This is a genomic window from Paracoccus actinidiae, from assembly GCF_030863885.1.
In the GTDB taxonomy this organism is placed as follows: domain Bacteria; phylum Pseudomonadota; class Alphaproteobacteria; order Rhodobacterales; family Rhodobacteraceae; genus Paracoccus; species Paracoccus everestensis.
The window spans coordinates 2,596,887-2,622,996 of record NZ_CP132956.1; the positions used below are offsets into that span (position 1 = coordinate 2,596,887).

26 protein-coding genes and 1 pseudogene are annotated in these 26,110 nt (G+C 63.8%); 16 read left to right on the forward strand and 11 right to left on the reverse strand.

What is annotated here, in order from left to right; translation table 11 throughout:
* Positions 1-39 precede the first annotated feature (39 nt).
* Both tsf and Q5701_RS12965 read left to right on the forward strand, forming a co-directional pair.
* Positions 40-951 (forward strand): translation elongation factor Ts, encoded by a 912-nt coding sequence (gene tsf / locus Q5701_RS12960; protein WP_306751404.1) that lies wholly within the window; start codon positions 40-42, stop codon positions 949-951.
* Between the two features lie 122 nt (positions 952-1,073).
* The gene (locus Q5701_RS12965) at positions 1,074-1,658 is read left to right on the forward strand and encodes a (d)CMP kinase (RefSeq protein ID WP_306751405.1); all 585 of its coding nucleotides are present in this window, start codon (positions 1,074-1,076) and stop codon (positions 1,656-1,658) included.
* A gap of 4 nt (positions 1,659-1,662) precedes the next feature.
* Here Q5701_RS12965 and Q5701_RS12970 read toward each other — a convergent pair whose 3' ends face one another.
* On the reverse strand, positions 1,663-1,935 hold the full coding sequence (locus tag Q5701_RS12970) for an I78 family peptidase inhibitor (protein WP_306751406.1): 273 nt from the start codon (positions 1,933-1,935) through the stop codon (positions 1,663-1,665).
* A gap of 78 nt (positions 1,936-2,013) precedes the next feature.
* Between Q5701_RS12970 and Q5701_RS12975 the strand changes: the two genes are divergently transcribed.
* Positions 2,014-2,316: a hypothetical protein gene (locus Q5701_RS12975; protein ID WP_306751407.1), complete on the forward strand. Its 303-nt coding sequence runs from the start codon at positions 2,014-2,016 to the stop codon at positions 2,314-2,316.
* 3 nt (positions 2,317-2,319) lie between these two features.
* Here Q5701_RS12975 and Q5701_RS12980 read toward each other — a convergent pair whose 3' ends face one another.
* Entirely contained in the window at positions 2,320-2,853 is a 534-nt protein-coding gene (locus Q5701_RS12980) for a superoxide dismutase family protein (protein WP_306751408.1), read from the reverse strand.
* 122 nt (positions 2,854-2,975) lie between these two features.
* Here Q5701_RS12980 and Q5701_RS12985 point away from each other — a divergent pair, with 122 nt between their 5' ends.
* The 4 genes and pseudogenes from Q5701_RS12985 to Q5701_RS13000 all read left to right on the forward strand — a co-directional run.
* Positions 2,976-3,284, forward strand: coding sequence for an ETC complex I subunit (locus Q5701_RS12985; protein ID WP_306751409.1), 309 nt, complete (start codon positions 2,976-2,978; stop codon positions 3,282-3,284).
* A gap of 130 nt (positions 3,285-3,414) precedes the next feature.
* Positions 3,415-4,368, forward strand: coding sequence for an MYG1 family protein (locus tag Q5701_RS12990; RefSeq protein ID WP_306751410.1), 954 nt, complete (start codon positions 3,415-3,417; stop codon positions 4,366-4,368).
* A 310-nt stretch (positions 4,369-4,678) separates the two neighbouring features.
* Positions 4,679-6,223 (forward strand): dsDNA nuclease domain-containing protein, encoded by a 1,545-nt coding sequence (locus Q5701_RS12995; protein ID WP_306751411.1) that lies wholly within the window; start codon positions 4,679-4,681, stop codon positions 6,221-6,223.
* A gap of 79 nt (positions 6,224-6,302) precedes the next feature.
* Positions 6,303-6,416, forward strand: a pseudogene (locus tag Q5701_RS13000) (IS5/IS1182 family transposase); the annotation flags it as partial.
* 267 nt (positions 6,417-6,683) lie between these two features.
* Here Q5701_RS13000 and Q5701_RS13005 read toward each other — a convergent pair.
* Positions 6,684-7,124: an iron-sulfur cluster assembly scaffold protein gene (locus Q5701_RS13005; protein WP_234852967.1), complete on the reverse strand. Its 441-nt coding sequence runs from the start codon at positions 7,122-7,124 to the stop codon at positions 6,684-6,686.
* A gap of 61 nt (positions 7,125-7,185) precedes the next feature.
* Between Q5701_RS13005 and hisI the strand changes: the two genes are divergently transcribed.
* A complete protein-coding gene (gene hisI / locus Q5701_RS13010; RefSeq protein ID WP_306751412.1) occupies positions 7,186-7,542 on the forward strand; it encodes a phosphoribosyl-AMP cyclohydrolase in 357 nt (118 codons plus the stop codon).
* Here the strand turns inward: hisI and gluQRS are convergent.
* From gluQRS to Q5701_RS13035, 5 genes are all read right to left on the reverse strand, one after another.
* Positions 7,539-8,384: a tRNA glutamyl-Q(34) synthetase GluQRS gene (gluQRS, locus tag Q5701_RS13015; protein ID WP_306751413.1), complete on the reverse strand. Its 846-nt coding sequence runs from the start codon at positions 8,382-8,384 to the stop codon at positions 7,539-7,541. The genes hisI and gluQRS overlap by 4 nt on opposite strands.
* Positions 8,366-9,703, reverse strand: coding sequence for a methylenetetrahydrofolate--tRNA-(uracil(54)-C(5))-methyltransferase (FADH(2)-oxidizing) TrmFO (gene trmFO, locus Q5701_RS13020; RefSeq protein ID WP_306751414.1), 1,338 nt, complete (start codon positions 9,701-9,703; stop codon positions 8,366-8,368). Before trmFO ends, gluQRS begins: the two co-directional genes overlap by 19 nt.
* A gap of 92 nt (positions 9,704-9,795) precedes the next feature.
* Positions 9,796-10,416, reverse strand: a complete 621-nt coding sequence (locus tag Q5701_RS13025) for a 50S ribosomal protein L25/general stress protein Ctc (RefSeq protein WP_306751415.1) — start codon at positions 10,414-10,416, stop codon at positions 9,796-9,798.
* Between the two features lie 65 nt (positions 10,417-10,481).
* Positions 10,482-11,690 carry an alpha-hydroxy acid oxidase gene (locus tag Q5701_RS13030; protein WP_306751416.1) on the reverse strand — a complete coding sequence of 403 codons (1,209 nt, stop codon included), beginning with the start codon at positions 11,688-11,690 and terminating at the stop codon, positions 10,482-10,484.
* Positions 11,691-11,746: 56 nt separating this feature from the next.
* A complete protein-coding gene (locus Q5701_RS13035; protein ID WP_306751418.1) occupies positions 11,747-11,995 on the reverse strand; it encodes a hypothetical protein in 249 nt (82 codons plus the stop codon).
* Between the two features lie 75 nt (positions 11,996-12,070).
* Here Q5701_RS13035 and Q5701_RS13040 point away from each other — a divergent pair, with 75 nt between their 5' ends.
* The 7 genes from Q5701_RS13040 to ribD all read left to right on the forward strand — a co-directional run bounded on the left by Q5701_RS13040 (position 12,071) and on the right by ribD (position 20,238).
* Positions 12,071-12,655, forward strand: a complete 585-nt coding sequence (locus Q5701_RS13040; protein ID WP_306751419.1) for a TetR/AcrR family transcriptional regulator — start codon at positions 12,071-12,073, stop codon at positions 12,653-12,655.
* Positions 12,656-12,687: 32 nt separating this feature from the next.
* Positions 12,688-14,571 (forward strand): DNA primase, encoded by a 1,884-nt coding sequence (gene dnaG / locus Q5701_RS13045; RefSeq protein ID WP_306751420.1) that lies wholly within the window; start codon positions 12,688-12,690, stop codon positions 14,569-14,571.
* A gap of 141 nt (positions 14,572-14,712) precedes the next feature.
* Complete coding sequence (rpoD, locus tag Q5701_RS13050) at positions 14,713-16,686, forward strand: RNA polymerase sigma factor RpoD (protein ID WP_234852975.1); 1,974 nt, start codon at positions 14,713-14,715, stop codon at positions 16,684-16,686.
* A gap of 105 nt (positions 16,687-16,791) precedes the next feature.
* Positions 16,792-18,222, forward strand: coding sequence for a DNA recombination protein RmuC (locus Q5701_RS13055; RefSeq protein WP_306751422.1), 1,431 nt, complete (start codon positions 16,792-16,794; stop codon positions 18,220-18,222).
* On the forward strand, positions 18,219-18,641 hold the full coding sequence (locus Q5701_RS13060; RefSeq protein WP_306751423.1) for a secondary thiamine-phosphate synthase enzyme YjbQ: 423 nt from the start codon (positions 18,219-18,221) through the stop codon (positions 18,639-18,641). The genes Q5701_RS13055 and Q5701_RS13060 overlap by 4 nt, the downstream gene beginning before the upstream one ends.
* A 120-nt stretch (positions 18,642-18,761) precedes the next feature.
* On the forward strand, positions 18,762-19,226 hold the full coding sequence (gene nrdR, locus Q5701_RS13065) for a transcriptional regulator NrdR (RefSeq protein ID WP_234852978.1): 465 nt from the start codon (positions 18,762-18,764) through the stop codon (positions 19,224-19,226).
* 1 nt (position 19,227) lies between these two features.
* On the forward strand, positions 19,228-20,238 hold the full coding sequence (gene ribD / locus Q5701_RS13070; protein ID WP_373568553.1) for a bifunctional diaminohydroxyphosphoribosylaminopyrimidine deaminase/5-amino-6-(5-phosphoribosylamino)uracil reductase RibD: 1,011 nt from the start codon (positions 19,228-19,230) through the stop codon (positions 20,236-20,238).
* Positions 20,239-20,497: 259 nt separating this feature from the next.
* Here ribD and Q5701_RS13075 read toward each other — a convergent pair whose 3' ends face one another.
* Positions 20,498-22,915 carry a penicillin acylase family protein gene (locus Q5701_RS13075; RefSeq protein WP_306755411.1) on the reverse strand — a complete coding sequence of 806 codons (2,418 nt, stop codon included), beginning with the start codon at positions 22,913-22,915 and terminating at the stop codon, positions 20,498-20,500.
* 74 nt (positions 22,916-22,989) lie between these two features.
* On the opposite strand from Q5701_RS13075, the gene Q5701_RS13080 reads away from it, so the two are divergent.
* Complete coding sequence (locus tag Q5701_RS13080) at positions 22,990-23,931, forward strand: NAD(P)-dependent oxidoreductase (protein ID WP_306751424.1); 942 nt, start codon at positions 22,990-22,992, stop codon at positions 23,929-23,931.
* Here the strand turns inward: Q5701_RS13080 and Q5701_RS13085 are convergent.
* On the reverse strand, positions 23,928-24,701 hold the full coding sequence (locus Q5701_RS13085; RefSeq protein WP_306751425.1) for a hypothetical protein: 774 nt from the start codon (positions 24,699-24,701) through the stop codon (positions 23,928-23,930). The two genes, Q5701_RS13080 and Q5701_RS13085, sit on opposite strands and share 4 nt — an antisense overlap.
* Positions 24,698-26,107, reverse strand: coding sequence for a dihydrolipoyl dehydrogenase (locus Q5701_RS13090; protein ID WP_306751427.1), 1,410 nt, complete (start codon positions 26,105-26,107; stop codon positions 24,698-24,700). The genes Q5701_RS13085 and Q5701_RS13090 overlap by 4 nt, the downstream gene beginning before the upstream one ends.
* Between the last annotated feature and the right edge of the window lie 3 nt (positions 26,108-26,110).

The window sequence follows — 26,110 nt, forward strand, 5'->3', positions numbered from 1 at the left end:
ATATTTCCCGCCTGACGCGTTGATCAAAGGAGACGGATCATGGCTATCACCGCCGCGATGGTGAAAGAGCTGCGCGAAACGACCGGCGCAGGGATGATGGACGCCAAGAAGGCATTGACGGAAACCGACGGCAACATGGAAGCGGCCATTGACTGGCTGCGCACAAAGGGTCTGGCCAAGGCCGCCAAGAAGGCCGATCGCGTCGCTGCCGAAGGTCTGATCGGCGTGCAGGTCACGGATGGTCGCGGCATTGCGGTCGAGATCAACTCGGAAACCGATTTTGTTGCCAAGAACGCCGATTTTCAGCAGCTTGTCCGCGACATCACCGACATCGCCCTGACCACCGCGACGGATGTCGAGGTTCTGAAGGCCACGCATCTAAACGGCAAGCCCGTGTCCGAGGTGCTGACCGACGCCATTGCCCGCATCGGCGAAAACCTGACCCTGCGCCGGATGCACCTGCTGGAGGGTGATACGGTCGTGTCCTATGTCCACAACGCCGCTACCGAAGGCATGGGCAAGATCGGTGTTCTGGTCGCGCTGAACGGCGACAAGGACAAGGCACAGGCGATCGGCAAGCAGTTCGCGATGCACATCGCGGCGACGAACCCCGTGTCCCTGTCTGAAGCCACGCTGGACCCGACGCTGCTGGCACGCGAGTTGGAAGTGCAGACCGCCAAGGCCCTGGAAGAAAATGCATCTTCCGCCAAGCCGAAACCCGAGGCGGTGATCCAGAACAACATCATCCCCGGCCGGATGAAGAAGTTCGTGGGCGAAAACACCCTGCTGGGCCAGCCGTTCGTGATCAATCCCGACCTGACGGTCGAGCAGGCCGCAAAGGAAGCCGGGGTCGAGATCACCGGCTTTGCCCGCGTCGCGGTTGGCGAAGGGATCGAGAAGAAAGAAGAAGATTTCGCAGCCGAAGTCGCAAAGACCCTCAGCGGCGCCTGATTTTTCGAGACAAATGCCAAGCGCCGGTCCCTGGGGCCGGCGCTTTTCTTTGCCCGATTGCCTGTGGACCTTTGGCGCGGCGCCATGCGATGGAAGGGCGCGAAACCAGATCTGCGTGCCCCATGCCATTCATCATCGCCATCGACGGACCCGCCGCCTCGGGCAAGGGCACCATTGCCCGCGCGCTTGCCTCGCATTTCGGATTTCACCATCTGGACACCGGGTTGCTGTATCGGGCGACTGGAGCCAAGGGAGGCGATCCTGTCGCGGCGGCCCGGTCGCTGCAAGCCAGTGACCTGGACCGCCCCGACCTGCGCAGCGCCGAGGCGGGTCAAGCCGCCAGCCGCATTGCCGCGATCCCCGAGGTGCGCGAGGCCCTGGTGGCATTCCAGCACCGCTTTGCCGCGCAGGAACCCGGCGCCGTTCTGGACGGGCGCGATATCGGAACGGTGATCTGCCCCGACGCGGCGGTCAAGCTGTATGTGACCGCATCAGATCAGGTACGTGCCCTGCGCAGGGCTGCCGAACTGGGGGCCGACGCGGACGAGATGCTGACGCAGTTGCAGGAACGGGACCGACGTGACAGCGAGCGTGAAACGGCGCCACTAAGGCTCGCCCCGGATGCGGTTCTTCTGGACACCAGCCACCTGACCATTCCCGAAGCCATCGCCCTGGCCGTCGCCCAGGTTGACAGAGTGCGGGGCTAGGCCGTCAGCCGCAGCTTACCCGCCCAATCCACCCCTTGGGATCCAGGAAGATGTTCAGGCGCCCCGGCTGATATTCCTGCGTGACAACCTGACCAGGGCTGATTTCCCGATAGTGCAGTTGCGGCGGCAGATAAACCTCGCCGATATTCATGCCGACCAACGCCTGATGCCGGGCCGGATCACAGCGCGTCGCAGAGACAGTCGGCGCATAACCGGTGGCGCAGGCGGCCAATGTGAGGGTCAGGGCGGGCAGGGCCGCGCGCGGGAAGATGGGCATCCGATCACCTTTGTGTTTGTGTCAGAACGATATGCGGGGCAGATGCGTTCCCCATCCCATCCTCGAGGGAGACGAAAGATGAAACAAAGGGTTATTGCGATTTCCCTGGCGCTCATGCCCGCCATGGCCATGGCCTCCAGCGAGGATGCCTGGGAGGAATTTCGCGACAAGGTCGAAACGGAATGCCTGGCCTTGGTGGATGTGCCAGAGTCCACGTCCGTCTCGGTCGAAGTCAATCCCTTTGGGTCGGAAACCTATGGCGCGGCCTTGGTGACAGCGGCCTATGCCGGCGGCACAGAGCGGATGATCTGTATCTTTCACAAGCAGACTGGACTTGCCGAGATCACGGCGCCCTTCACGGACGCCGCGCCTGTCGAATAGAGCCTAGTTTGCCTGGGCAAAGGTGCCGCAGCCGATGCGACCACCTGCATGCCCCGATGGTTGGCCGACATAATCGTCGGGTTGCTCGTGGATGATGATTGCCGATCCGTCTTCGTCGGCCATCAGGTCCGGCGTCAGCCCTGCGGCAAAATGCTCCACCATCAACGCACCGCTTTCCGGGACATGGATGTTCGGCAGATCGCCCGGATGGGGGCCGTTTGCCGCCATGATGCCATGTTCCTTGTCGCCTGCCAGGTGACCCCCGGCGGATTCGAAATCGGGCGGTGCGCATTCGCCGGTTTCATGGATATGCGCACCGTGGATGCCCGCAGGAACACCCTGCAATTCCAGCGTGACCAGCATCACGCCGGACGGTGTGGCAACCGCAGTCGCGGTTCCCAGACTTTGACCCTCGGCGGTCTTGATTTCGGCGATCATGGGTGCTTGGCCCTCGGTCGGAGCGGGGGCGGCGGTGTCTTGCGCAGCGGCGGGAAAGGCCAGCAACAAGCCCAGGGCGGCAGCGGTTCGCAAGGGCATCGGATTCTCCTGTTTCTTACGGTCCCGGTTCAACGCAAGGGCGGCGAAGCCGTTCCGGGTCTTGATCAGTGCGCCCCGATTGGCGATAAGTCGCAGGACTTCCGACCGAAAGGCAGCCTCGAATGCGCGTCCGCATCTATCAACCCGCCCGCAATGCCATGCAGTCCGGCAATGCGCGGACGAAAAAATGGGTGATGGAATTTCCGCCCCAAGGCCGCGACATCGATCCGCTGATGGGCTGGATCAGCGCCGACGATACGCAAAGCCAGGTCCGCCTGCGCTTTGACACGCTGAAGCAGGCCGAGGATTATGCCCGCGAACGTGGTCTGGATTATGTCGTCCAGCCTCCGCACAGCCGCGCGACCAATGTCCGTCCGCGGGGCTATGGCGAGAACTTCGCTACAGACCGGCGCGCGCCCTGGACGCATTGACTGGTGTGTTGTTCGGAGCATAGTTGCTGCCGGCTAGGGGTATATTTGTTCAGTTCGGGGCAAAGATTTCGTAACCCATTGATTCTCTTCTGACCGCCTCCGGGCGGTCATCTCTTTTCCAGGACATGCCATGACTATTGCGCATCTCGTCACCCATTCCGGTGGCTTTCACGCTGATGAGCTTCTCTCCTCCGTTATCCTGACGCGACTTTTCTCAAAAGCGCGGATTACGCGGACGCGTGATGCGGCTTGGACCACACCGGCGCCGGACCGCGTGATTTATGACGTCGGCCGCGATCACGATCCGGAGCGGCTGATCTTCGATCACCACCAGAAGAGCCCACCCCTGCGCGGCGAGGGCCAGCCCTACAGCTCGTACATGATCCATGCAGCATTCGACGCCGATTTCGTCCTGCCCATCGACTTGGTGGACAATGGTGCCCTGTCGCCAAGCGGCCTGCTCGCGGACCTGTCCTTGCCGCTCCTGCTGGAAAGCCTCAAACCCGTCTTCGACGATCGCAGCCCGGGTGCCGATGATCGGGCCTTCGACCACGCGTTGACCATCGCTCGTGCCTTTGTCGAGGCGGCGGTTGCACGAAAGGCCGCCAAGCTGCGGGCCGAGGCCGTCGTCATGGAGGCCATCGGCGCCGCCGGAGAAAGCCGGATCCTCGAACTCCCGATGGGCATGCCCTTCCGCTCTGCCATCGAGAAGGCGGCCGTCGTCATGGAGGCCATCGGCGCCGCCGGAGAAAGCCGGATCCTCGAACTCCCGATGGGCATGCCCTTCCGCTCTGCCATCGAGAAGGCGGGCGCCGATCACCTGCTGTTCGTGGTTCACCCCCGAGAAACAGACTGGACCCTGACCGGCATCCGCCGCGAGCCCGAGGATTTTGCCCTTCGCGCCGACCTGCCGGAAGCCTGGGCGGGACTGACCGACGCAGCGCTTGAAGCCGCCTCGGGCGTTCCAGGCGCGCGCTTCTGTCACAACGCCCGCTTCATCGCCGTGGCGGCAGATCGGACGGCTGCTCTGCAGCTTGCCACTCTGGCAGTTCAACATGCGGAGGCACTGCGAGGAACAGCTTGAAGCCTGCACTTGTCCCAGGTGGAAGCATCTCATCATTAACCAAAAGGGCGGGGAGCGGTTGTTCGCTGCGTTCAGCTCGATCGTCCGCTGTGTGTGAACTTAGTAGAATTGGGGGTATGAACCGGGTGAACCAGTATTCGCAGCGTGCGTCGATTGAGTAACCCGTCCTTGCGCCACAAAGCGGCCAAGTCCTTGCTTCATGTGCCACTGGCGACACAATATCCGCATTTCGCTGCCTTCGAGATGAGGGTGGAGGTCAACAGGTTGCGATACGCGTGAATTATGCGCCTATACTATGGACATGAGTTGAGTGAGCGCTGCCGTGACGTTGGACGTTCTTATCGATGATCCATCAAACGCCGGAGGGGTCGCCGCCAGGGCGGGCTTTACATACCAGGATCAGGTAGGGGTCGGTTTCCTGCTCGATATGTTGGAAGACGCAACAATCGTCGCAGTGGAATTCGAGACGGCGGATGACATCACCTTGCGCATCCTCGAAGAGGACAGAAGCATCAACGAGTATGTTCAGGTAAAGACCACCGAAGACGACAGGAAGTGGTCAATTAAAGAAATAACGGAGCGAAGCAAGTCGAGCACGAAGACGCTCCCCGGAACATCACTATGCGAAAAATCTCTAGCGTGCGACCGCTGCGAAGCCGAACCACGTTTCCGCATCGTGTCGCGGCGCGATGTCGCTTCCGCTTTGAAGCCATTTTGTGCGCCTCGGGGGCGAAGGAAGGCTGTTACGGAAAAACTAGCTGCGCTGAAGGAGAGTTTCTCTAACAAGCATAAATCATTCACATCAAAGAACAAGCGCAACCTTGGTCATTGGGCGGAAACCCTCTACTGGCAGGTCGCTGGCTCGAGTGACGGGCTTGAGCGCGATGGTATCAACAAGATCCTTAGGATGTGTGAGGCTCAAGGCTCGATTCCGGGCATAACGCGAGCGGAAGCGATGTATAAGGAACTGCTTTTCCAGGTTCGGGAAGCTTCAGAGGCTGACCGAGCAACAGACGGGGACAAGAAAAGCCTCGCGAGGGCGACGGTTCAGCAGTGGTGGAAAGAAAAGCTTGCCGACATCCGGGCCAACGCACGGCTGGACCTCAAGGTCTACACCACTCTGCCGGAACCGTTCCTAAAGGAGATTGCAAAGCTTGACGAGGTCGCGATCGCGCGGTCTATGAGAAGCTTCGATGTCGAGTTCGATGACGGAGAGTGGCGCTCGGAAGCCCTGTGTGACTATCTCGTGGATTGGCTGCCCGAAATCGCGCTGCCTTCGCACACGCTTGCCCAATTTGACAGGTTTTCTGCAAGACAGCTGCTCCCGAGAGCGCTGGACGCTTTGAAAGGTCGGCGCATTGATGTCGACACGCTCCTGGCCGAAGTTCTTCTCCACGCGGTCATGAGGAACCATCTGAACAGCGAGCCTATGCCTTGCCGTCTGTTCAATATGGAAGACGGAACTGCCACCAGTGCCCATATCGTTTTCAACGACTCGGGAGATCAGCTTTGGCTTGGACGCCCTCATCTGCTGCGAGCAGATCAGCGCGACGATATCCTTACTGAGATCGCTGAAGGCCTACACGAGGCAGTGTCGTCCGGGGTCCTGAAGGCGGAGCGCCGCTTCATCATGACGCTCCGCGAGCCGCATCACGCTAGACCGTCATCAATCGATGGACTCTTCACGGACCGCGCAAAAATTGAAGACCTTCGTAGAGCGGTTCGGCTACCGATCCTGCTCGCCTACGAAAGTCCACATCTGGCTACCGGATTTTATAACGCATACCTGAGCGACCTAATTTCTGAAGCTTGTCTGACGTCAGCGCCCATGGGACAGATTAGGCAGATTGCGTGATGGAGGGTTTTTGGCTCATCGTAGCCCTTATGGAGCGAAGATGAGCAAGAAACCCATGACGACGAAAGCCGAGGCTGTGAACCGCTTTCGCCGCCTCGCCATCCGGTATGAGCGGCGCGCCGACATCCATGAGGCCTTCGTGATCCTCGGCTGCGCTCTCATCTGCCTCAACCAGATCAGAAGGTTTTGTTAGGTGTTCTAAATGTTCTTAAAATGTTCTTTACGAATCGTTCTGAAAATGAGAACAAATAGGCAACACGAAGGAGTTGCCCATGTCCCGTGATTTCATATGCGATCTTCTGGGTGTGACCGCCTTGACCGTCACCACCATCATTGTCCTGTGGTTGCCTGCGATCCTGCAGGCCTGATCTCTGCCCCGCGTTGCCCTGACGGCGCTTGCCTGTGCGCCCGTCGATCCCCAGCACGCGCACCTGCCGGTCCTGTCACGGGACCGGCTTTTTCATAACTGCGTGGCTTGGTCGATGGCATCCAGCGTGGCATCCCAGGCCAGCAGGATGGATGCATGGCGATTGGGGTAATCCCGCGCGGGCAACAGCGCCTCGAGATCCGCAAATGGCGCGGCGGGGGGATCCCCCGCATCCGTCAGCATCGTCCGCAAGGCATCGCGAGTGGCGGCAACTTCCGCCCGGCTTCGCCCGACAACTGCCTGCCCCAGGACCGAGGCCGAGGCTTGGCCAAGCGCGCAGGCCCGCACCTCTTGCCGAAAATCGGCGATTCGGTCGCCATCCATCGCCACATAGGCCGTGACAGACGATCCGCATTGCGGCGACCTGCGCATGGCCTTGCCGTCGAAGGCGGGCAGCGCCCCCAGGTGCGGGATGGCGGTCGTCAGCGCCAGGATCCTGCGGGAATAAAGCTGCATCAGGTCGCTGTCGGCCATCGGTCTTTCCCCTGCGCTGCACTTTGCCTAGATAGGGACGCGATCCGCGAAAGGAAACCCGATGTTCGATCCTGCCCGCCTGAAATACGACGCCCATGGCCTGATCCCGGCCATTGCGCAGGATGCCGACGGGGGCGAGGTTCTGATGATGGCCTGGATGAACGCGGAAAGCGTGGCGCGGACGCTGGACAGCGGACGGGTCACCTATTGGTCGCGATCGCGGCAGGCGTTCTGGGTCAAGGGTGAAAGCTCGGGCCATGTGCAGGAACTGGTCGAACTGCGGGTGGATTGCGACAGCGATTGTCTGCTGGTGCTTGTGCGCCAGACCGGACCCGCGTGCCACACCAACCGGCGCAGTTGCTTTTACACCGCAATCCGTGACGGGGCCGAGGTCGAGATCCTGGCGCCCATGAGCTAGAACCCCACCAGTCGGCGAATGTCCTGCGGGGTTGCGCCGTCATCGCGGTAATGGCGGATGGCGCGGGCATCGTCGCGCTTGGCCAGCCGCTTGCCGGCATCGTCGCGAATAAGGCGGTGGTGGTGATACTGCAACGTGGGCAAGTTCAGCAGTTTCTGAAGAAGCACATGGATATAGGTTGAATCGAAAAGATCTTTTCCCCGCGTGACCATGGTGATGCCTTGCGTGGCATCGTCCACGACCACCGCTAGGTGATAGGACGTTCCCATGCCACGCCGCGACAGGATCACGTCGCCGATGCCGTCCAGGAACTGATCGCGCGACAGTGCGTGATCTTGGCCGGGCAAAATGGTTTGGTCCCGGAAGGCGACGCGGCCGATGCCCAGGGTATCCAGCGCGCGAGCCGCGTCCAGGCGGATCACATCGTCCGGCCCCGCATCCGCCATGCTGCGTCCCCGACAGGTGCCGGGATAGACAAGGCCGTCAGGCCCGGCGGGCAGGGCGCCTTCCTGCGGGGCCGACAGCGCGGCGCGGATATCGCCCCGACGGCAGCGGCAGGGATAGGTCAGGGATGCCAGCTGCTTCAGCGCGTTTCGGTAAGCCGCCATCCGATCCGATTGCCGCATCACCGGGCGCTGCCAGGCCAAGCCCAGCCAGGCCAGATCTTCGTAAATTGCGGTCTCGTATTCCGGGTGGCAACGGTCGCGGTCGATATCCTCGATCCGCAGCAGGAACTGTCCGGGATCGGCCAGCCGTTCCGCCACAATCGCCGCATAAGCATGGCCCAGGTGCAGCAATCCCGTGGGCGAGGGTGCAAAGCGGGTTACTGTGCGGCCAGCCATGCGCTGAAATCGTCCTTGGCCCGCTGGGTATAGGCCGGGTATCGGTCCTTGCGTCCCTTCCTGCCGCTGCGCATTTCCTCCAGGGGCGGGAACAGGCCGAAATTCACGTTCATCGGCTGGAATGTCTTGGCCTCGGCCCCGCCCGTGATGTGGCTGACCAAGGCCCCCATCGCGGTCGTGGGGGCCGGGGGCGGCAGGTCGCGGCCCTGCGCTTGCGCGGCGGCCATCCGGCCCGCCAGCAGACCCATCGCCGCGCTTTCGACATAACCCTCGACCCCGGTGACCTGGCCCGCAAAGCGCAGGTTGGGACGCAGGCGCAGGCGCATCCGGTCATCCAGCAGCGTGGGCGAGTTCAGGAACGAGTTGCGGTGGATTCCACCAAGCCGCGCAAAGCTGGCATTCTCCAACCCGGGGATCATGCGGAACACCTGGGTTTGGGCACCATATTTCATCTTGGTCTGGAAGCCTACGATATTATATAGCGTTCCCAAAGCATTATCTCGGCGAAGTTGAACCACTGCATAAGCTTTTTCTTCAGGCTTGTGGGCATTGGTAAGCCCCACCGGCTTCATCGGCCCATGGCGCAGGGTTTCGCGCCCGCGCTCGGCCATCACCTCGATCGGCAGGCAGCCGTCGAAATAACCGGCGGTCTCGCCTTCGTGGAACTCGGCCTTGTCGGCGGCCAGAAGGGCGTCGATGAAAGCCTCGTATTGATCGCGAGTCATGGGGCAGTTGATATAGGCCTTTTGCTCGGCCTCGGTTTCGCCCTTGTCATATCGGCTTTGTTCCCAAGCCACCGACATATCGATAGTGTCGGCATGAACGATGGGGGCGATGGCGTCGAAGAAGGCCAGGGCATCTGTGCCCGTGACCGACCGGATCGCCCCCGCGAGGCTGTCCGAGGTCAGCGGCCCGGTCGCCACGATCCAGTTGCCCGTGTCGGGCAGGCCCGGTACTTCGCCCGGGACGATCTGGATCAGCGGTTCGGCCTGCAAGGCCTGGGTCACGGCCGCCGAGAAAGCGTCGCGATCGACTGCCAGGGCACCGCCCGCGGGTAGCTTGTGGCGGTCGGCAGTGGCCATGATCAGCCCGCCCGCAGCCCGCATTTCCCAATGCAACTGGCCCACGGCGTTCATCACGTCATCGTCGGACCGGAAGCTGTTGGAACAAACCATTTCCGCGCAATCGCCGGTCTTGTGGGCGAAGGTGCCCTTGGCCGGGCGCATTTCGTGCAGGATGACGGGGATCCCTGCGCGGGCGACCTGCCAGGCGGCCTCGGACCCGGCCAGGCCTGCGCCGATGATGTGGACTGGTTCCATGACAACCTCCTGCGGCGGGGCTAGCAAAGCGGCCCGCAAATGAAAAGGGCGGCGCCAGCGGCACCGCCCGATATTGCCTGCGGCAGCCGGGATCACTCCTCGGTTGCGGCTTCGGCTTCTTCCTCGTCACCGCCCGAGCGCAGCGCAGAGGGCGCGGCGATGTTGGCAATCACGAAGTTCCGGTCGATGGTCGGCTTCGCGCCTTCGGGCAGCGTCACGTCCTCAATGTGGATCGTGTCGCCGACGTTCAAGCCTTCCAGATCGACGGTGATGTGATCGGGGATGTCACCCGCCGTCACGACCAACTCGACCTCGGGGCGCACCGTCACCAGCGTGCCGCCGCGCTTGAGGCCGGGGCACTTGTCATGGTTGATGAAGTCCACGTGGATGAACAGGTTCACCTTGGACGTGCGGCGCAGGCGCATGAAGTCGATATGGATCGGCAGATCCTTGACGACATCCTTCTGCACGCCGCGGCAGATGACGCGCACGTCTTCCTGGCCTTCAACCTGAAGGTTGAACAGCGTGGACATGAAGCGACCGGCGCGCAGTTGCGTCAGCAGCTTGTTGAAGTCGAACTGCACGTTGACCGGGTCTTTGCCGTCGCCATAGACGACTCCGGGTACCTTACCGTCGCGGCGAGCTTGGCGGGCGGCCCCCTTGCCTGACCCCGCGCGCGGCTCGGCCACCAGATCAGGGATCTCTTTGGCCATGATATTTTCCTAACTCAGTTGTGGACGCCGCCATCCTCCAAGGGTGCATGGCAGCAGGTCGCGGCCTATACGGCAACAGGGGCGATTCGTGAAGCCCTCATCGGCGCCTGCACGTCGTATTCGTCCAGGAAGCCCTGGGGGATCATCACGTTCTGCGGCCCGATGTCCTTGACGTTGCGTTCGCCGCACAGCGCCATGCTGATGTCCAGTTCCTTGCGAATGATTTCCAGCGCCTTGGTGACGCCCGCCTCGCCCATCGCGCCAAGGCCATGAAGCCAGGCCCGCCCGATCCAGGTCGAATGCGCCCCAAGCGCAAGCGCCTTCAGCACGTCCTGGCCTGACCGGATGCCGCCGTCCATGTGGATCTCGACCCGGTCGCCCACGGCCTTGACGATATGCGGCAGCATCCTGATCGAGGACAAGGCCCCGTCAAGTTGCCGCCCGCCATGGTTGGACACGATGATCGCGTCGGCCCCGAAATCGGCGGCAATGCGGGCATCATCGGGATCCAGCACCCCTTTCAGGATCAGCTTGCCGCCCCACAGATCGCGGATTCGCGCGATCTTGTCCCAGTCCAGCCGTTCGTCGAACTGTTCGGCGGTCCAGCTCATCAAGGACGAGGTGTCGCCGACGCCCTTGGCATGGCCCACGATATTGCCAAAGCCGCGCCGCCTGGTCTGCAGCATCCCCATGCCCCACCGCCAACGAAAGGCAAGATCCAGCAGCGTTGGCAAGGTCAGCTTGGGCGGGGCGGACAGGCCGTTCTTCAGATCCTTGTGCCGCTGGCCCAAGATTTGCAGATCCAGCGTCAGCACCAGGGCGCTGCAATTGGCCTTTTTCGCGCGCTCGATGATGGCGGCCAGGAAATCCTGGTCCTTCATCACGTAAAGCTGGAACATGAAGGGCTTAGTCGTATGTTCCGCCACATCCTCGATCGAGCAGATCGACATCGTGGACAGGCAGAAGGGCACCCCGAACTTTTCCGCCGCGCGGGCCGCATGGATTTCCCCGTCCGCGTGCTGCATCCCCGTCATTCCGACGGGGGCCAGGGCCACGGGCATTGCGGCGGGCAGACCTACGACGTCGGATGCCGTGCTGCGGTTCGACATATCCACGGCCACCTTTTGCCGCAGCTTCAGCCGGGCAAAGTCAGTCGTGTTTTCCCGGAAGGTTTGTTCGGTATAGCTGCCTGATTCTGCATAATCATAGAACATCCGGGGTGCGCGGGCGCGGTGCATCCGCTTCAGATCCTCGATCGAGGTAATGACTGGCATGGCGCTACTCCGCAGATTGGTCAAATTTCTTTACCAGAGCGGCGGGCGGTCGGCAATCATTGCTGCGCGCGGATGCGCGCCAGGGTTTCAGGCTCGATCACTGGGCCGCGCAGGGCATCGGCACGCCGCCGCAGCGCATCTGCCCGGGCCTCGGCCTCGGCATCGACGGCGGCCTGGGGCGTATAGTCGGGCAGGGCGGGTTCGGCCAGGATTTCGTCGGTCGGCAGCAACCGGGGATAAGGCTCTGCATCGCCCGTGCAGGCGGACAGGATCGCGGCGCAGGTCAGGATCAGGGCGTGTTTCATGGCGCCATGATTACGGCGGGGCTGACTGCGGGGCAACGGACTTTCCCGCCGCCGCCGCGCGCGCTAGAAGACCCCATGGCCCGCACCCAAGGTTCCCGTGCCGATGTCACCGGCCCCCTGATCCGCACCCATGCCCGCCGCCTGTTCGCGCGGCAGGGCTTTGCTGCCGTATCCATGCGCCAGATCGCATCGGCCGTTGGGGTGCAGGCAGGGGCGCTCTATGCCTATACCCCCGACAAGCAGGCGCTGCTGTTCGACCTGCTGGAAGCCCATATGCAGGAACTGCTGGGCGCTTGGACCGATGTTCCCGGCGATCCCCTGGCGCGGCTGGAACATTTCGTTCGCTTTCACATCGACACCAGCCTGGATCATGCCGACGCGGTGTTCCTGTCCTATATGGAACTACGCAACCTCACGCCCGACAATTACGCCCGCATTGCTGCCCTGCGCGGCGAATACGAGGCGGCGTTGGAATCCATTCTCCGTGACGGGGTGGCGGCGGGCGTGATGCGCCTTGACGATCCAAGGCTTGCGACCATGGCGCTGATTGCCATGCTGACGGGAGTGACCAACTGGTATCGCGAGGGGGGGCGCCTGGACCGCCGCCGGATCGGCGACATCTACTGGGGCCTTGCGCGGGGGGCTGTCGGCGCGCATTGACGCTGATGCCCGCCAAGCCCGATAATCACCCCATGAGTCTTCCCCCCGGCTTTCTTGACGAGATTCGCAACCGTGTCCCGATCAGCCGCGTGATCGGGAAGAAGGTCGTGTGGGATCTGCGCAAGTCGAACCAGGCGCGCGGCGACTGGTGGGCGCCTTGCCCGTTCCACCAGGAAAAATCCGCAAGTTTTCATTGCGATGATCAAAAGGGCTTTTATTACTGCTTTGGCTGTCACGCCAAGGGCGACGTGCTGACCTTCCTGAAGGAAGCCGACGGAATGGAGTTCATCGAGGCCGTCAAGCTGCTGGCGGCCGAGGCTGGGCTTCAGATGCCGGAACCCGACCCCCGTGCCCGCGAAAGGACCGACCGGCGCACCCGTCTGCTGGAGGTGACCGAGGCTGCCTGCCGCTGGTTCCGCCTGCAATTGCAGACAGGTGCCGCCGCCGAGGCGCGAGACTATCTGGCCCGGCGCCGCCTGGATCAAGCGGCCCTGGAGAGATTCGAGATCGGCTTTGCCCCCGACAGCCGCACTGCGCTGACCAGTGCCTTGCGCGACAAGGGCTTTGACGAATCGCTGATCGTCGAATCGGGAATGTCGGCCCGGCCGGACAATGGCGGCGCGGCCTATGACCGGTTCCGCGGGCGCATCATCTTTCCGATCCGCGACGGGCAGGGACGCTGCATTGGTTTCGGCGGCCGCGCGATGGATCCGAATGCGCGGGCAAAATACCTCAACAGCCCGGAAACGCCGCTGTTCGACAAGGGACGCAACCTTTACAACCTTGGTCCTGCCCGCGCGGCGGTTGCCAAGGGTCAGCGGTTGATCGTGGCCGAAGGCTATATGGACGTGATCGCCCTGGTTCGTGCGGGGTTCGAGGGCGCCGTGGCCCCTCTGGGCACCGCCATTACCGAGGATCAGTTGCGCCTGATGTGGCGCGTTTCGCCCGAACCGGTGATTGCGCTTGACGGAGATGCGGCGGGACAGCGGGCGGCGCAGCGGCTGATCGACCTTGCCTTGCCCATGACCGGGCCTGGGCAGGCGCTGCGGTTCGTCATCCTGCCCGCAGGCCAGGATCCCGACGATCTGATCAAGGCGGCAGGTCCGGGTGCCATGGGCGTGCTTCTGGATGGGGCACGTCCCTTGGCCGATCTTCTGTGGTCGCGCGAAACCGAAGGTCAAAGCTTTGACAGCCCCGAACGCAAGGCGGCGCTGGACAAGCGGCTGGCGGATGCGGTCGCGAAAATCCCGGATGAACGGACACGGAATCACTACACCGAGGAGTTCCGGCGCAAGCGGTGGGAACTGTTTGGCAGCGGTGCACGCCGGGGGGATCGAAAGTTCACCGGTCGGGGCGGCGCGAAAAACCAACGCCCTGCGCTCCCCATTTCTGTCACCCCCATCGATCCTTTGGCCGCAGGCATCCTGCTGGAAGGCGCCAGCCTGCTGATCTGCGCGCTGCATCCCGAACTGATCGAACAGGTGGAAACGCGTTTGGAACGTCTGGCACCTCAACACCCGGAGCGCGCGGCCCTGCTGTTCGATCTGCTGAGCAATACCCGAAGCGTCTTGGGCAAGCGCGGCCTTGAAACACTGCAGGCCGATCCCAACTTGATCCCGATGCAAATAGCCGAGAAGACCCCGGCCGAGGCGTCCGCCTATCTGCATGAGGCACTGGATCGCCTGGAAGCCAGGAAGATTTCAGAAAAGGAAATCCTGCGGGCAGAGAATGAAATAAGCGGCGAGGCCGACGAAGGACTGACTTGGCGCTTTCGGCAGATAGGGCAAGCGCGTCACCGGATCGAAAGGTTCGATGACGACGACGCAACGGATTTGGACAAGGATCAGAAGGCCTTGTCCGACCAGTTGTCGCAGTTCGTCGATGGCCAAATCTGGCGCAAACCACCGCGCCGCTGATCATTTGCGGCTGATTCGCTGCTTGCACGAATCAGCCGCATCGCGTGCCCTTTGATTCGGGGGGTCGCCACGCTAAATATGAGACAGATTTTCAGTGATTCGCCGTTTCCGCGAATCGCCGCCTGAAGAAGGGAGCCGTTGATGGCCGCCAAGGACGACGATCACGACAAGACCGACAAGGATGACAACGCCCATTCGCTGGACATGAGCCAGGCAGCTGTCAAACGCATGATCGCCGATGCGCGCGAACGCGGTTACATCACCTATGACCAGCTGAACGCTGCCCTTCCCCCCGAACACGCCTCGTCCGAACAGATCGAGGATGTGATGTCGATGCTGTCGGAAATGGGCATCAACGTGATCGAGGACGACGATGCGGCCGAGGAACCCGAGGGCGGGGCCATCGCCGTGGTCGGATCGACCTCTCGCGAGGTGGCGGTTTCGACGTCGGAAACCGAAAAGCTGGATCGCACCGACGACCCGGTGCGTATGTACCTGCGCGAAATGGGTTCGGTCGAATTGCTGTCGCGCGAGGGCGAGATCGCCATCGCCAAGCGGATCGAGGCCGGCCGCAACACAATGATCGCGGGCCTGTGCGAAAGCCCGCTGACCTTCAAGGCCATCACCATGTGGCGCGAGGAGCTTCTGGACGAGGAGATCCTGCTGCGCGACGTGATCGACCTTGAAACCACCTTCGGCCAGTCGCTTGAGGACGAGGAAGGCGACGAGGAGGAACTGTCCGACGAAACCGCCCCTGCCGAAACCGGTCAAAAGCGCGAGGAACTGGATGCCGACGGCAATCCGATCCTGGGCGAGGAGGACGAGGACGAGGACGAAGGCGCCAACCTGTCGCTGGCCGCGATGGAAGCCAGCCTCAAGCCCAAGGTTCTGGAAACTCTTGAGCGGATCGCACATGATTATGAAACCCTGGCGGCGATGCAGGACCAGCGGATGTCGGCCACGCTGAACGAGGACAACAGCTTCTCGGCCAGTGCGGAAACCGATTATCAGGTGCTGCGGTCGCGCATCGTGGGCCTGGTCAACGAGTTGCACCTGAACAGCAGCCGGATCGAGGCCCTGGTCGATCAGCTTTACGGCATCAACCGCCGGATCGTCACGATCGACAGCGGCATGGTGAAGCTTGCCGATGCCGCGCGGATCAACCGCCGCGAATTCATTGACGCTTATCGCGGGACCGAACTGGACCCCGCATGGGTCGATCGCATGACCCAGCAGGCGGGCCGTGGCTGGCAGGCGCTGTTCGAACGGTCGCGCGACAAGGTCGAGGAACTGCGCAACGAAATGGCGCAGGTCGGCCAATATGTCGGCGTCGATATCGAGGAATTCCGCCGGATCGTGTCCCAGGTCCAGCGGGGCGAAAAGGAAGCCCGCCAGGCCAAGAAGGAAATGGTCGAGGCGAACCTGCGCCTGGTCATCAGCATCGCCAAGAAATACACGAACCGTGGCCTGCAATTCCTTGATCTTATTCAGGAAGGCAATATCGGCCTGATGAAGGCCGTGGACAAGTTCGAATACCGGCGCGGCTATAAGTTCAGCACCTATGCGACCTGGTGGATTCGCCAGGCTATCACCAGGTCCATCGCGGATCAGGCGCGCACGATCCGCATTCCGGTCCACATGATCGAGACGATCAACAAGCTGGTCCGCACCGGCCGCCAGATGCTGCACGAGATTGGCCGGGAACCCACGCCCGAGGAATTGGCCGAAAAGCTGCAGATGCCGCTGGAAAAGGTTCGCAAGGTGATGAAGATCGCCAAGGAACCGATCTCTCTCGAAACCCCCATCGGGGACGAGGAAGACAGCCAACTTGGCGACTTCATCGAGGACAAGAACGCGATCCTGCCGCTGGAAAGCGCCATCCAGGAAAACCTCAAGGAAACGACGACCCGCGTTCTGGCATCCCTGACGCCGCGCGAAGAACGGGTTCTGCGGATGCGGTTCGGCATCGGCATGAACACCGACCACACGCTGGAGGAGGTGGGCCAGCAGTTCAGCGTCACCCGCGAGCGGATCCGCCAGATCGAGGCCAAGGCGCTGCGCAAGCTGAAGCATCCGTCTCGGTCGCGCAAGCTGCGGTCCTTCCTGGACCAGTGACCTTTAATCCACGGCCTTGCCTTCACGGGTGGGGTCGTGGGCCACGCTGCTTGCAAGTTCGGCACAAACCATGAACATTATCCCTGATTGTTCGTGAGGGCACTGATGCCAACCCTGCTTGAAGACCCCGCCGTCCTTCGCATCTTGCTGATTGCCGTCGTGGCGATGCTGGCGGCCTTGTCGGTTCTGGCGATGGGCTGGCGAAAGGCCCGGCATTCAGCGGAAACCCGCGCCTCTGATCTCGCATCGCAGTTGTCCGCCTTGGGTGAGGAGTCTCGGGCCTTGGCGCTCCGCGCGGGTCAGCACGAAGCCCGGCTTGACGGCCAGTCCGCCCGCCTCTCCGAACTGTCCGAGGAACGCGACGGTCTTGCCGACGCCCTGCACCAAGCCCGGCAACAACTGGCCGCGTCCCGCACCGAACTGGCCGAGGCGCGGCTGCGCGCCGAAAAGGACGGCGAGGCTGCGGCTCGTGAAATCCAGACCCTGCGCGAATTGCGCGCGGAAATGACCGATCAGTTCAAGCTGATGGCGACGGAAACCCTGCGGGTCCAGCAAGGGGATCTGCAAAAGGCCCAAGGCGAACAACTGTCCGCTCTGCTGAACCCGTTCCGTGAACAAGTGCATCGGTTCCAGACAGAATTGCAAGCCAGAAACAAGGTCTTGGACGAGGAAGGTGCAAGACTGCGCGAACAGATCGTCTTTCTGCACCAGCGATCCGAGGATATCTCTCGCGAGGCGGTGAACCTGACCCGTGCCCTGAAAGGTGACAAGCAACGGCAGGGCGCCTGGGGCGAGATGGTGCTGGAACGGTTGCTGGAGGATTCGGGCCTGATCGCGGGCACCCATTACGACACTCAGTCCAGTTGGACGGACGAGGACGGCAAGCGGTGGCGCCCCGACGTGGTGGTCAGGATGCCGCGCGCCAAGGTCATGGTGATCGACAGCAAGGTGTCGCTGAACGATTACGAGACTGCGGTCAATGCCGAGGATCCGGCCGAGGTTCAGGCTGCCCTGCGCCGCCACGTCGCCGCCGTCCGCAACCATGTGGTGACACTGGGCGACAAGGGCTATCACCGGATGGACGACGGATCGGTCGATTACGTCCTGATGTTCATCCCCATCGAAGGCGCCTTTTCCGAGGCGTTGCGGGCCGATCCGACGCTGGCCAGCTTTGCCATGGAACGCCGCGTGGGCCTGACGACGCCCACGACCCTGATGCTGACCCTGCGCACCATCGAGCATATCTGGGCCGTCGAACGGCGAGAGGCGAATGCGACCGAGATCGCCAAGCGGGCGGGCCAGCTTTACGACAAGGTGGCGGGCTTCGTGGAATCCATGGAAGGCGTGGGCCGCGCCCTGGACCAAGCAGGCCGGGCGCATGGCCAGGCCATGGACCGGCTGTGCCGGGGATCGGGCAATGTCATTCGCCAGGTCGAGATGTTGCGCGAACTGGGCGCGCGGACCCAAAAACGCATCGAAACCAGCCATGACGACGACAATGCCTTCCGGCTGGAGCCGCCCGAGGCCGCCGAATGAACCGCATCTTCACCATTGGGACGCGCGGCCCCGCCTGTCACGATTTCACCTGGGACGTGGCGGCCTGGCTGTCCGACCTGGGTGCCGGGGACGGGCTGCTGACCCTGATGGTGCGTCATACCTCCTGTTCGCTGCTGATCCAGGAAAATGCCGATCCCGATGTGCAGACCGACCTGCTGGGCTGGCTTGACCGCATTGCACCGCCCGCCGATCACCCGACCATGTCATGGCTGCGCCACCGCGATGAAGGCCCCGACGATATGCCGGCCCACCTGAAGGCGGCGGTGCTGCCCGTCAGCCTGCAAATCCCGGTGGCCGGGGGCCGGATGATGCTGGGCACCTGGCAGGGCATCTATCTGGTCGAACACCGCCGGGCGGCCCATAGGCGAGAGGTTGCAGCCCTGTTCCAAGGCAATTGACCCCGAGGCATTCCAGTCACAGCCCACCCCAGGAACATCTTGTGCCTTGCCGATAATACTACCCATATCCTGCCGATATCCTATAGTGCTGGTGATTGTCGGGGCGAAGGGGACAACTGGATGCGCTGCCCGTTTTGCGGAAATGTCGATACCCAGGTCAAGGATTCACGCCCCGCCGAAGACAATGTGGCCATTCGCCGCCGCCGTTTCTGCCCCGCCTGCGGGGGCCGGTTCACGACCTATGAAAGGGTGCAGCTGCGCGATCTGGTCGTCGTCAAGTCCAGCGGCCGGAGAGAGGATTTCGACCGCGACAAGCTGGCCCGGTCCATTCGCATCGCCATGCAAAAACGCCCGGTGGAACCCGAGCGTATTGAACAGATGATCAGCGGCATTGTCCGGCGCCTGGAAAGCACGGGCGAAACCGACATCCCCTCCAAGATGATCGGAGAGATCGTGATGGAATCCCTGTCGCGCATCGACAATGTCGCCTATGTCCGCTTTGCCAGCGTTTACAAGAACTTCCAGGACGCGGACGATTTTGACAAGTTTGTGTCCGAACTGCGTCCCGTGCCCGGCAACGACTGACGTGACCCCCGCGGAAGACCTGCGGCACATGGCCCAAGCCCTGCGGCTTGCGCGGCGAGGACTGGGCAATGTCTGGCCCAATCCGGCGGTTGGCTGCGTAATCGTGCATGGCACGCGTATTGTCGGGCGGGGCTGGACGCAGCCTGGCGGGCGCCCCCATGCAGAACGAATGGCCCTGGACCAGGCCGGCCCCTTGGCGCGAGGGGCGACAGCCTATGTCACGCTGGAACCCTGCGCCCATCATGGCCGGACGCCGCCTTGCGCGGATGGGCTTGTGGCGGCGGGGATCGCCCGCGTCGTGTCCGCCATGACCGATCCCGATCCGCGCGTCGCCGGACGCGGGCACCGGATCCTGCAAGATGCAGGGATCGCTGTGACCATGGGCATCCGGCAGGTCGAAGCGCAGGAACTGCAGGCGGGGTTCCTGTCGCGGGTCCTGACCGGGCGGCCTTTCGTGACGCTGAAGCTGGCGACCAGCTTTGACGGCCGCATCGCCACGGCCAGCGGTGAAAGCCAGTGGATCACCGGTCCGCAAGCGCGGCTGCACGTTCATGCCATGCGGATGATCCATGATGCGGTGATGGTCGGGGGAAACACCGCCCGTGCCGACCGTCCGTCGCTGAACGTGCGCGGGCTGACCACGCCCCGCCAGCCGGTACGCGTGGTGCTGTCCTCGGCACCCTTGCCCGATCTGCCCGGGGAAGGCCCGATGCACGGCGCCTTGTTGCGGATCGACGCCCCCCCGCAGGATGCCCTTGCGCAGCTTGCGCAGCAGGGCATTACACGGGTGTTCTGCGAAGGCGGAGGGGTTCTGGCCGCGTCCCTGTTGCAGGCGGGGCTGGTCGATCAGGTGATCGGTTATACCGCCGGGATCGTTCTGGGCGGGGACGGACGGACGGCAGTCGGCCCTATGCCGCTTGCGCACCTGTCCGACGCCCCCCTTTTTCGCCTGGTCGAGGTACGGCGCCTGGGCGACAACCTGTTCCACCGCTGGCGACGCTTTACAGGATGAAGCAGTCCCCTTACTGGCCATAGGCCTCTTCGCCTTCACGGCGACAGCCGGATTTGCCGCGCCGCTGGCTGACCCCCATTGAAGGGTCGCTATATGGATTCATGCGATATTCTGCGGTTGATCCGAACGCAACGCGCAGGCTTTCTGCCAATCAACCTGCGGCTGACGCTGACCCTGACGCTTGATCAGATCAACGAGGGGGTTCGACCTGCTTGATCGGGGGCGAGGCGATCCGCCAGGTCGTGCTGTTCGAATGTCCCTAGGGCGCGGGTTCCAGGCGGGTGACACCGGTGGCTGCCGCGCGGGCAAGTGCGGGGTCCAGCGACATTCCGATATATTCGCCCCGCCGCCACAGACCGGCCAGATCGTCGTAATGGCGCGACAGGGGATGGCCCGATTGCCCGGTCGAGGTGATGAAGACCGAACTGTCGGGATCGGCCAGGTCGTAAACGCCGCGATAGCCGGGACCGGTGCGCGCCTCGAAGCGGTCCGTCCCGGTCCCCAGCATTCCGGTATGGGACACCGTGAAGGCGCCCCCGGAAATCGCTTGCGACAGGTTCACGATCCAGCCAAGCGCCGGGATTTGGCCCAGCCCCGGATGGATATGGCGCGCCTGATGCGCGTCGCCCCAGCGCCAGCTTGTCACATCGGGACCGAATTGCTGCGTCAGATCCAGGATGGCACGGTCCAGGGCCTGCCGCGCGACGGTTGTGCAATCCTCGGGCGGGGCGCTTTGGACGACATCGCACCATACGCCTGCGCCTTCGCGGTTGCGAAAGACGGAATCGATAAAGCCCGGATGCAGGATGCGAATGTCGTCTGCCAAGGGGCCAAGCTCGTCCCGGATCAGGCGGTCTTGCAGGGCGGCCATCCAGGCGGAATAGATCAAGGGCTCCGGAAGATGCTCGCTCATGGCGCCGTCCCATTCGGCCAGCAGGTTCAGCGCATCCTGCCGCTGGCGTTCCGGGGTGCCTGCAGCGGCGGGTTCGCCCGTGAACCAAAGATCGGCGCCGACCAAGGGCAGCAGGGCGCGCGCGGCGGGGCTGACGATGTCCAGTTGCGCCGCGATGAAGCTGTCGCGGGAATGAACCTCTCGGTCGTTCAGCAGATGCGACAGGCGGGCGCGGCGCAGGGCCAGGGGGCCGCGCTCCTCGGTCGCATAGGCCAGGTTTTCCGGGGTCGGGCTGTCCTGGGTGACAGGCACCATACCGGCCCATTCGCCCTCGGCCAGCCAGCCGGGAACCGGCAACGCGCCACCGGTGGGATGGTTCGCCGCCCGTTGCGGCATGGCGCCAACCGTCACCTGCCGGATGCCATCCCCATCGGCTAGCGTGACTGCCATCGCAGGCGCCACGACGCGGCCAAGCGCGGTGGCTGCGCTGTCGGCATCGGTGGCGCGCATCAGTCCGATCAGCGCCGACATGGTGGTGTCCGTGGTCGACAGCCCCGTCCACCGCAGCGCGGGGACATGGCCCAGCGGCGTCACATCGGCAAGACCGGGATCCAGCGCCGGCACCAGGGGTCCGTTGCGGCTGCTGCGCAGGGTGATGGCGCGGGCTGGTTCGCCCAGGATACGGATCAGCTCTCGTCGCGTGGTGAATTCGGTCCAGCCTTCGTCGCCGCGATAACGGTCGGCTTTGCCGGGCTGGATTTCCTCGATGGCGATGTCGGCGTCGTCGGTGGCAGCGGGGGCTATGCCCCATGCCAGTTGCGGATTGCGCCCCGAAAAGATCACCGGCATTCCCGGCACCGTGGCCCCGATCACCCCCCCCGGCGTCAGTTGCAGCCGTGCAAGGTAATAAAGCGAGGGCGCGATCAGCGGGCTTTGCGGATCGTTTGCCAGCAACGCGCCGCCCGCAGCCGTGCGGTCGGCGCCGGCAGCAAAGGCATTGGCGCCAAGCCCTTGGTTCGGGCGCAGGAAGCCGGCGGCGTCGCGCACGGAGGCCTCGCCCAGCCGCGCCTCGGGAGGGGCAAGGCGGGCGCCGGGGAACAGGTCGGCATAGCGGGGCAGGGCGGCGGGGGAATTGCCTTCGCCGAACAGCAGATCCGGCCCGCGCTCCGGCCATGTCAGCGACAGGCGCGCCCGCAGTATCTCCTCGGCCGCAGAATTGCTGGTGGCTGCCGCCAGCAGCTTCAGGATCGCCAGCGAATCGGCGGGCTGCCAATAGGCGATTTCCTGGGGAAGGATGAAGAATTCCGGTGCGCCCCGCCCAAGCGCGCCTTTGTTGACCTGGGCGATCCACTGGTTCACGCCCTCGGCATAGGCGCGCAGCGCCGCCTGGGTGGCCTGGTCCTGGGAATCCACCGAGCTGGCGGCGTTGCGGTAAAGCTCCAGGCGCCGGGCCAGGTCGTCGGCGGGGAAGGCGCCGGGGCCGTAAACCTCGGACAAGCGTCCCTGTGCTGCGCGGCGCAGCAGGGTCATCTGGAACAGTCGGTCCTGGGCATGGGCCAAGCCCAGGGCAAGGAACACATCCTCGTCCGTCTGGCCGAAGATATGGGGGACGTTTTCGGTGGACCGCACGATCTCGACCGGGGCCAGGATGCCTTGGACCTGCACGGTGGCGTTATAGTCGGGCAGGGACCGGACCGCGAAATACCATGCCAGGACCGCGGCCAGCACCAGCAGCACGATCAGCCCGACAGTCAGGCGCAAAAGCCAGCGGAAAAGGGTCAGCATGTCGGAGGATGATCCATGGGCCGGTCCGCTGCCTGTCGTGGGGGTGCCTGTGCGCTTGACCATGGCGCGCGGGAATGTTGGGGTGCTGCATAAATCAGGCGCGTCACCAGTTCAATGTGGGGTGCCATCCACTGCGGCAGATCGAGAGACATATGGCAAAGCTGGCATTTCTGGGACTTGGCGTCATGGGGGCGCCGATGGCGGGGCATCTGAAGCTTGCGGGCCACGACGTGACCGTCTTCAACCGCACCGCCGTCAAGGCCGAAGCCTGGGTGGCCCGGCATGGCGGCGCCCGTGCCGAAACCCCGCGCCAGGCTGCGCAGGATGCCGACTTTGTCCTGGCCTGCGTGGGCAACGACGACGACCTGCGCCATGTCTGCCTTGGTCCCCATGCCGCATTCGCCGGGATGCGGCCCGGCGCGATCTTTGTCGATCACACCACGGTGTCGGCGGCGGTCACGCGCGAACTGGCCCAGGCGGCGCAGGCAATGGGCCTGGGCTATGTCGATGCGCCCGTCTCGGGCGGACAGGCGGGGGCTGAAAATGGGCAGCTTTCCGTGATGTGCGGCGGTGCCGAGGCGGATTTCGACGCGGCTGCCCCCGTGATCGCGGCCTATGCCCGGATCTGCCGCCGCATGGGCGATGTCGGCGCGGGCCAGATTACCAAGATGTGCAACCAGATCGCCATCGCCGGGCTGGTCCAGGCGCTGTCAGAATCGCTGGCCTTTGCCAAGAAGTCTGGACTGGAGGTCGAGAAGGTGGTCGAGGTTATCAGCCAGGGCGCCGCCGGAAGCTGGCAGATGGCCAACCGCCACAAGACCATGGACCAGGGCCATTTCGAACATGGTTTCGCGGTGGACTGGATGCGCAAGGATCTGGCGATCTGCCTGGCCGCCGCGGACGAAGTGGGGGCGTCCCTGCCCGTGACCGCGCTTGTCGACCAGTTCTACAAGGACGTGCAGCGCATGGGCGGGGGCCGCTGGGACACCTCGTCCCTGATCGCGCGACTGGGTTAGGGACGCTTCGCCTCGAACCGCTTCAAGGCGGGTTCCGCGCGGGCCAGGGCTTGGTCGATGTGGTGTGGAAAGCTGCCCGGCGCGATTGTCAGCGTCGCGGAATGGGCGGCGCAGACGGTCTGGACATCGCCCCATTCCCTTGCAATCCGCAAGGCCCAGGCGCGGAAATCCTGCGCCGCACCGGGGCGATCCTGCAAGGCCTGTCCCAGGGTCGGGTGAAAGGCAAGGCGCGGCAGGCGCAGCAGCCGCCGCACCAGACCGGGGATCGGCAGCACGTTCAGCGTGTCATCGACATGGAGGCTGCGGCTTGTGGGGTGAAAGGCCAGCAGCGACCCGGCATGGACCCGTTCGTTCTGGCAGATGTAGTCGATCCCGTCCGGCAGCGAAAAGCGCAGGTCGGGGAACCGTGCCGCAGCCTCGGGCGATTCGACCGCCTGCGGCTGCCAGGGCAGGTCGGGCCATTTGCGGCGGTGGCGGTCCGATCCGAACAGTTCGGCCTGCGGGAACATCCGGTGCATCGTTTCGCAATGAATGGTGTGGAACGGATGCAGGTTCAGGATCGCCTGCACCGCCCGGCCTTCATCTGTCAGGGCCATGACCTGCTGGGTCACTTCATCGGCAAAGCCGTAGGAATCGAGGAACACGAACCCACCGGATGACAGGCGCACCAGCGAAGAATGCGTGCCGACATTCACCACCCCGCCGATCCGCAGCGTGCCGCGGATGTTCCAAAATCCGTTCCCCAGATCGATCATGCGTTCAGACATCATGCCCCCGGCGGGTTGCCGCTGTCGCGGCTGATGGACAGATCAAGGCTTGCCGCCTTGCAGATGGCGCGCAGGGCGGGCTTCATCCCTTCCTCCAGCGTGGGGTGGTAGAAGGGCAAGTCCAGCAGGTCACTGGCCGTGCTGCCGTTCATGACGGCCGCGACCAGCAGATGCGCCAGGTGATCGGCCCCCGGGACGGCCAGGTCGGCGCCGGTCAGCCTGCCTTGGGCATCGGCGCCAAGACGCAGCATTCCGCCGGCCCGCGCCTCGATCCGCGCGCGGCCTTGGTCGGAATAATCGGCAAAGCCGTGGATCGCGGTCTTGTCAGGCGCGGCCCCGATGGCGGCGACGGGCGGATCGGTAAAGGTGATGGCGAACAGCGGCGGGCGGCCGGCAGGCGCCACATCGGGATAACGGGCCGCATTGGCCCCTGCGATGGCGCCTTCCAGCGATGCCTCGTGCAGGACCGGGGCATCGGCATCCGCGTCGCCTGCGATGAAGATGGCGCTGTTCCCGCATTGCAGGGTGTCGCGGTCGAAATCGGGAACGCCCTTGTCATCCAGCCTCAGGTCGGCCGCATCCAGGTTCAACCCGTCCAAGGCAGGCGCGCGGCCCGTCGCGACCAGCACGCAATCGTAATCCTGATGCTGGCCGTTCCAAGCCAGACGTATCCCGTCGCCCTGCGCCGAAGGATCGGGCGCGCAGCCCAAATGCAGCGCGACATCGCGGGCGTAAAGGTCGCGAAACGCATCATGCACCCGGTCGCAGCGGATCTTGGCCAGCCGGTCGCCTTGGTCGAACAGCGCTACCCGAACCCCCAGCCGCCCGAAGGCCTGCGCCAGTTCCGCACCCAGCGGGCCAGCGCCGATCACAGCCATGCTGCGGGGCAGGTCCTGCATTTCGAACACGGTGTTGTTGGTCAGCACTCGGGATCCAAGATCGCGATAGGGCTTCGGGATCACCGGGGCCGATCCGGTGGCGATCACCACCGCCTTCGCGGCGATCTGGCGGCCATCGTCCAGTTCCAGCCGGTCGGGGGCCGCAAACCGCGCACGGGCGTCGATCCGGGCGCCATCGGGCAAGCTTTCCATCCCCTTGCGGGTTGCTGCGGCAAAGCGGTCACGTTCAGACCGCAGCCGTTCCATGACCCGCCGCCCGTCCACCTGCGCCGCCGGAATGTCGATGCCCATCAGCCGGGCCTTGTCCAGGTCGGCATGGGCGCGGGCGGCAGCGATCAGCAGCTTGGACGGCATACAGCCGGTCGTGGCGCACAGCGTGCCGGTGAACCCGTCGTCGATCAGCAAGGTACGTGCGCCCGCCCGCCGCGCCGCCCGTTCCGCAGCCAGTCCCGCCGTGCCTGCGCCGATGATCGCCACGTCGCAGGACAGATCGGGCTTGGTATCGGGCATGGT

What these genes read in the sequence shown, in the direction of transcription:
- tsf (WP_306751404.1), top strand. Translation starts at nt 40, where the DNA reads ATGGCTATCACCGCCGCGATGGTGAAAGAGCTGCGCGAAACGACCGGC.
- Q5701_RS12965 (WP_306751405.1), top strand. Translation starts at nt 1,074, where the DNA reads ATGCCATTCATCATCGCCATCGACGGACCCGCCGCCTCGGGCAAGGGC.
- Q5701_RS12970 (WP_306751406.1), bottom strand. Translation starts at nt 1,935, where the DNA reads ATGCCCATCTTCCCGCGCGCGGCCCTGCCCGCCCTGACCCTCACATTG.
- Q5701_RS12975 (WP_306751407.1), top strand. Translation starts at nt 2,014, where the DNA reads ATGAAACAAAGGGTTATTGCGATTTCCCTGGCGCTCATGCCCGCCATG.
- Q5701_RS12980 (WP_306751408.1), bottom strand. Translation starts at nt 2,853, where the DNA reads ATGCCCTTGCGAACCGCTGCCGCCCTGGGCTTGTTGCTGGCCTTTCCC.
- Q5701_RS12985 (WP_306751409.1), top strand. Translation starts at nt 2,976, where the DNA reads ATGCGCGTCCGCATCTATCAACCCGCCCGCAATGCCATGCAGTCCGGC.
- Q5701_RS12990 (WP_306751410.1), top strand. Translation starts at nt 3,415, where the DNA reads ATGACTATTGCGCATCTCGTCACCCATTCCGGTGGCTTTCACGCTGAT.
- Q5701_RS13005 (WP_234852967.1), bottom strand. Translation starts at nt 7,124, where the DNA reads ATGGCCGACAGCGACCTGATGCAGCTTTATTCCCGCAGGATCCTGGCG.
- hisI (WP_306751412.1), top strand. Translation starts at nt 7,186, where the DNA reads ATGTTCGATCCTGCCCGCCTGAAATACGACGCCCATGGCCTGATCCCG.
- gluQRS (WP_306751413.1), bottom strand. Translation starts at nt 8,384, where the DNA reads ATGGCTGGCCGCACAGTAACCCGCTTTGCACCCTCGCCCACGGGATTG.
- trmFO (WP_306751414.1), bottom strand. Translation starts at nt 9,703, where the DNA reads ATGGAACCAGTCCACATCATCGGCGCAGGCCTGGCCGGGTCCGAGGCC.
- Q5701_RS13025 (WP_306751415.1), bottom strand. Translation starts at nt 10,416, where the DNA reads ATGGCCAAAGAGATCCCTGATCTGGTGGCCGAGCCGCGCGCGGGGTCA.
- Q5701_RS13030 (WP_306751416.1), bottom strand. Translation starts at nt 11,690, where the DNA reads ATGCCAGTCATTACCTCGATCGAGGATCTGAAGCGGATGCACCGCGCC.
- Q5701_RS13035 (WP_306751418.1), bottom strand. Translation starts at nt 11,995, where the DNA reads ATGAAACACGCCCTGATCCTGACCTGCGCCGCGATCCTGTCCGCCTGC.
- Q5701_RS13040 (WP_306751419.1), top strand. Translation starts at nt 12,071, where the DNA reads ATGGCCCGCACCCAAGGTTCCCGTGCCGATGTCACCGGCCCCCTGATC.
- dnaG (WP_306751420.1), top strand. Translation starts at nt 12,688, where the DNA reads ATGAGTCTTCCCCCCGGCTTTCTTGACGAGATTCGCAACCGTGTCCCG.
- rpoD (WP_234852975.1), top strand. Translation starts at nt 14,713, where the DNA reads ATGGCCGCCAAGGACGACGATCACGACAAGACCGACAAGGATGACAAC.
- Q5701_RS13055 (WP_306751422.1), top strand. Translation starts at nt 16,792, where the DNA reads ATGCCAACCCTGCTTGAAGACCCCGCCGTCCTTCGCATCTTGCTGATT.
- Q5701_RS13060 (WP_306751423.1), top strand. Translation starts at nt 18,219, where the DNA reads ATGAACCGCATCTTCACCATTGGGACGCGCGGCCCCGCCTGTCACGAT.
- nrdR (WP_234852978.1), top strand. Translation starts at nt 18,762, where the DNA reads ATGCGCTGCCCGTTTTGCGGAAATGTCGATACCCAGGTCAAGGATTCA.
- Q5701_RS13075 (WP_306755411.1), bottom strand. Translation starts at nt 22,915, where the DNA reads ATGCTGACCCTTTTCCGCTGGCTTTTGCGCCTGACTGTCGGGCTGATC.
- Q5701_RS13080 (WP_306751424.1), top strand. Translation starts at nt 22,990, where the DNA reads ATGTTGGGGTGCTGCATAAATCAGGCGCGTCACCAGTTCAATGTGGGG.
- Q5701_RS13085 (WP_306751425.1), bottom strand. Translation starts at nt 24,701, where the DNA reads ATGATGTCTGAACGCATGATCGATCTGGGGAACGGATTTTGGAACATC.
- Q5701_RS13090 (WP_306751427.1), bottom strand. Translation starts at nt 26,107, where the DNA reads ATGCCCGATACCAAGCCCGATCTGTCCTGCGACGTGGCGATCATCGGC.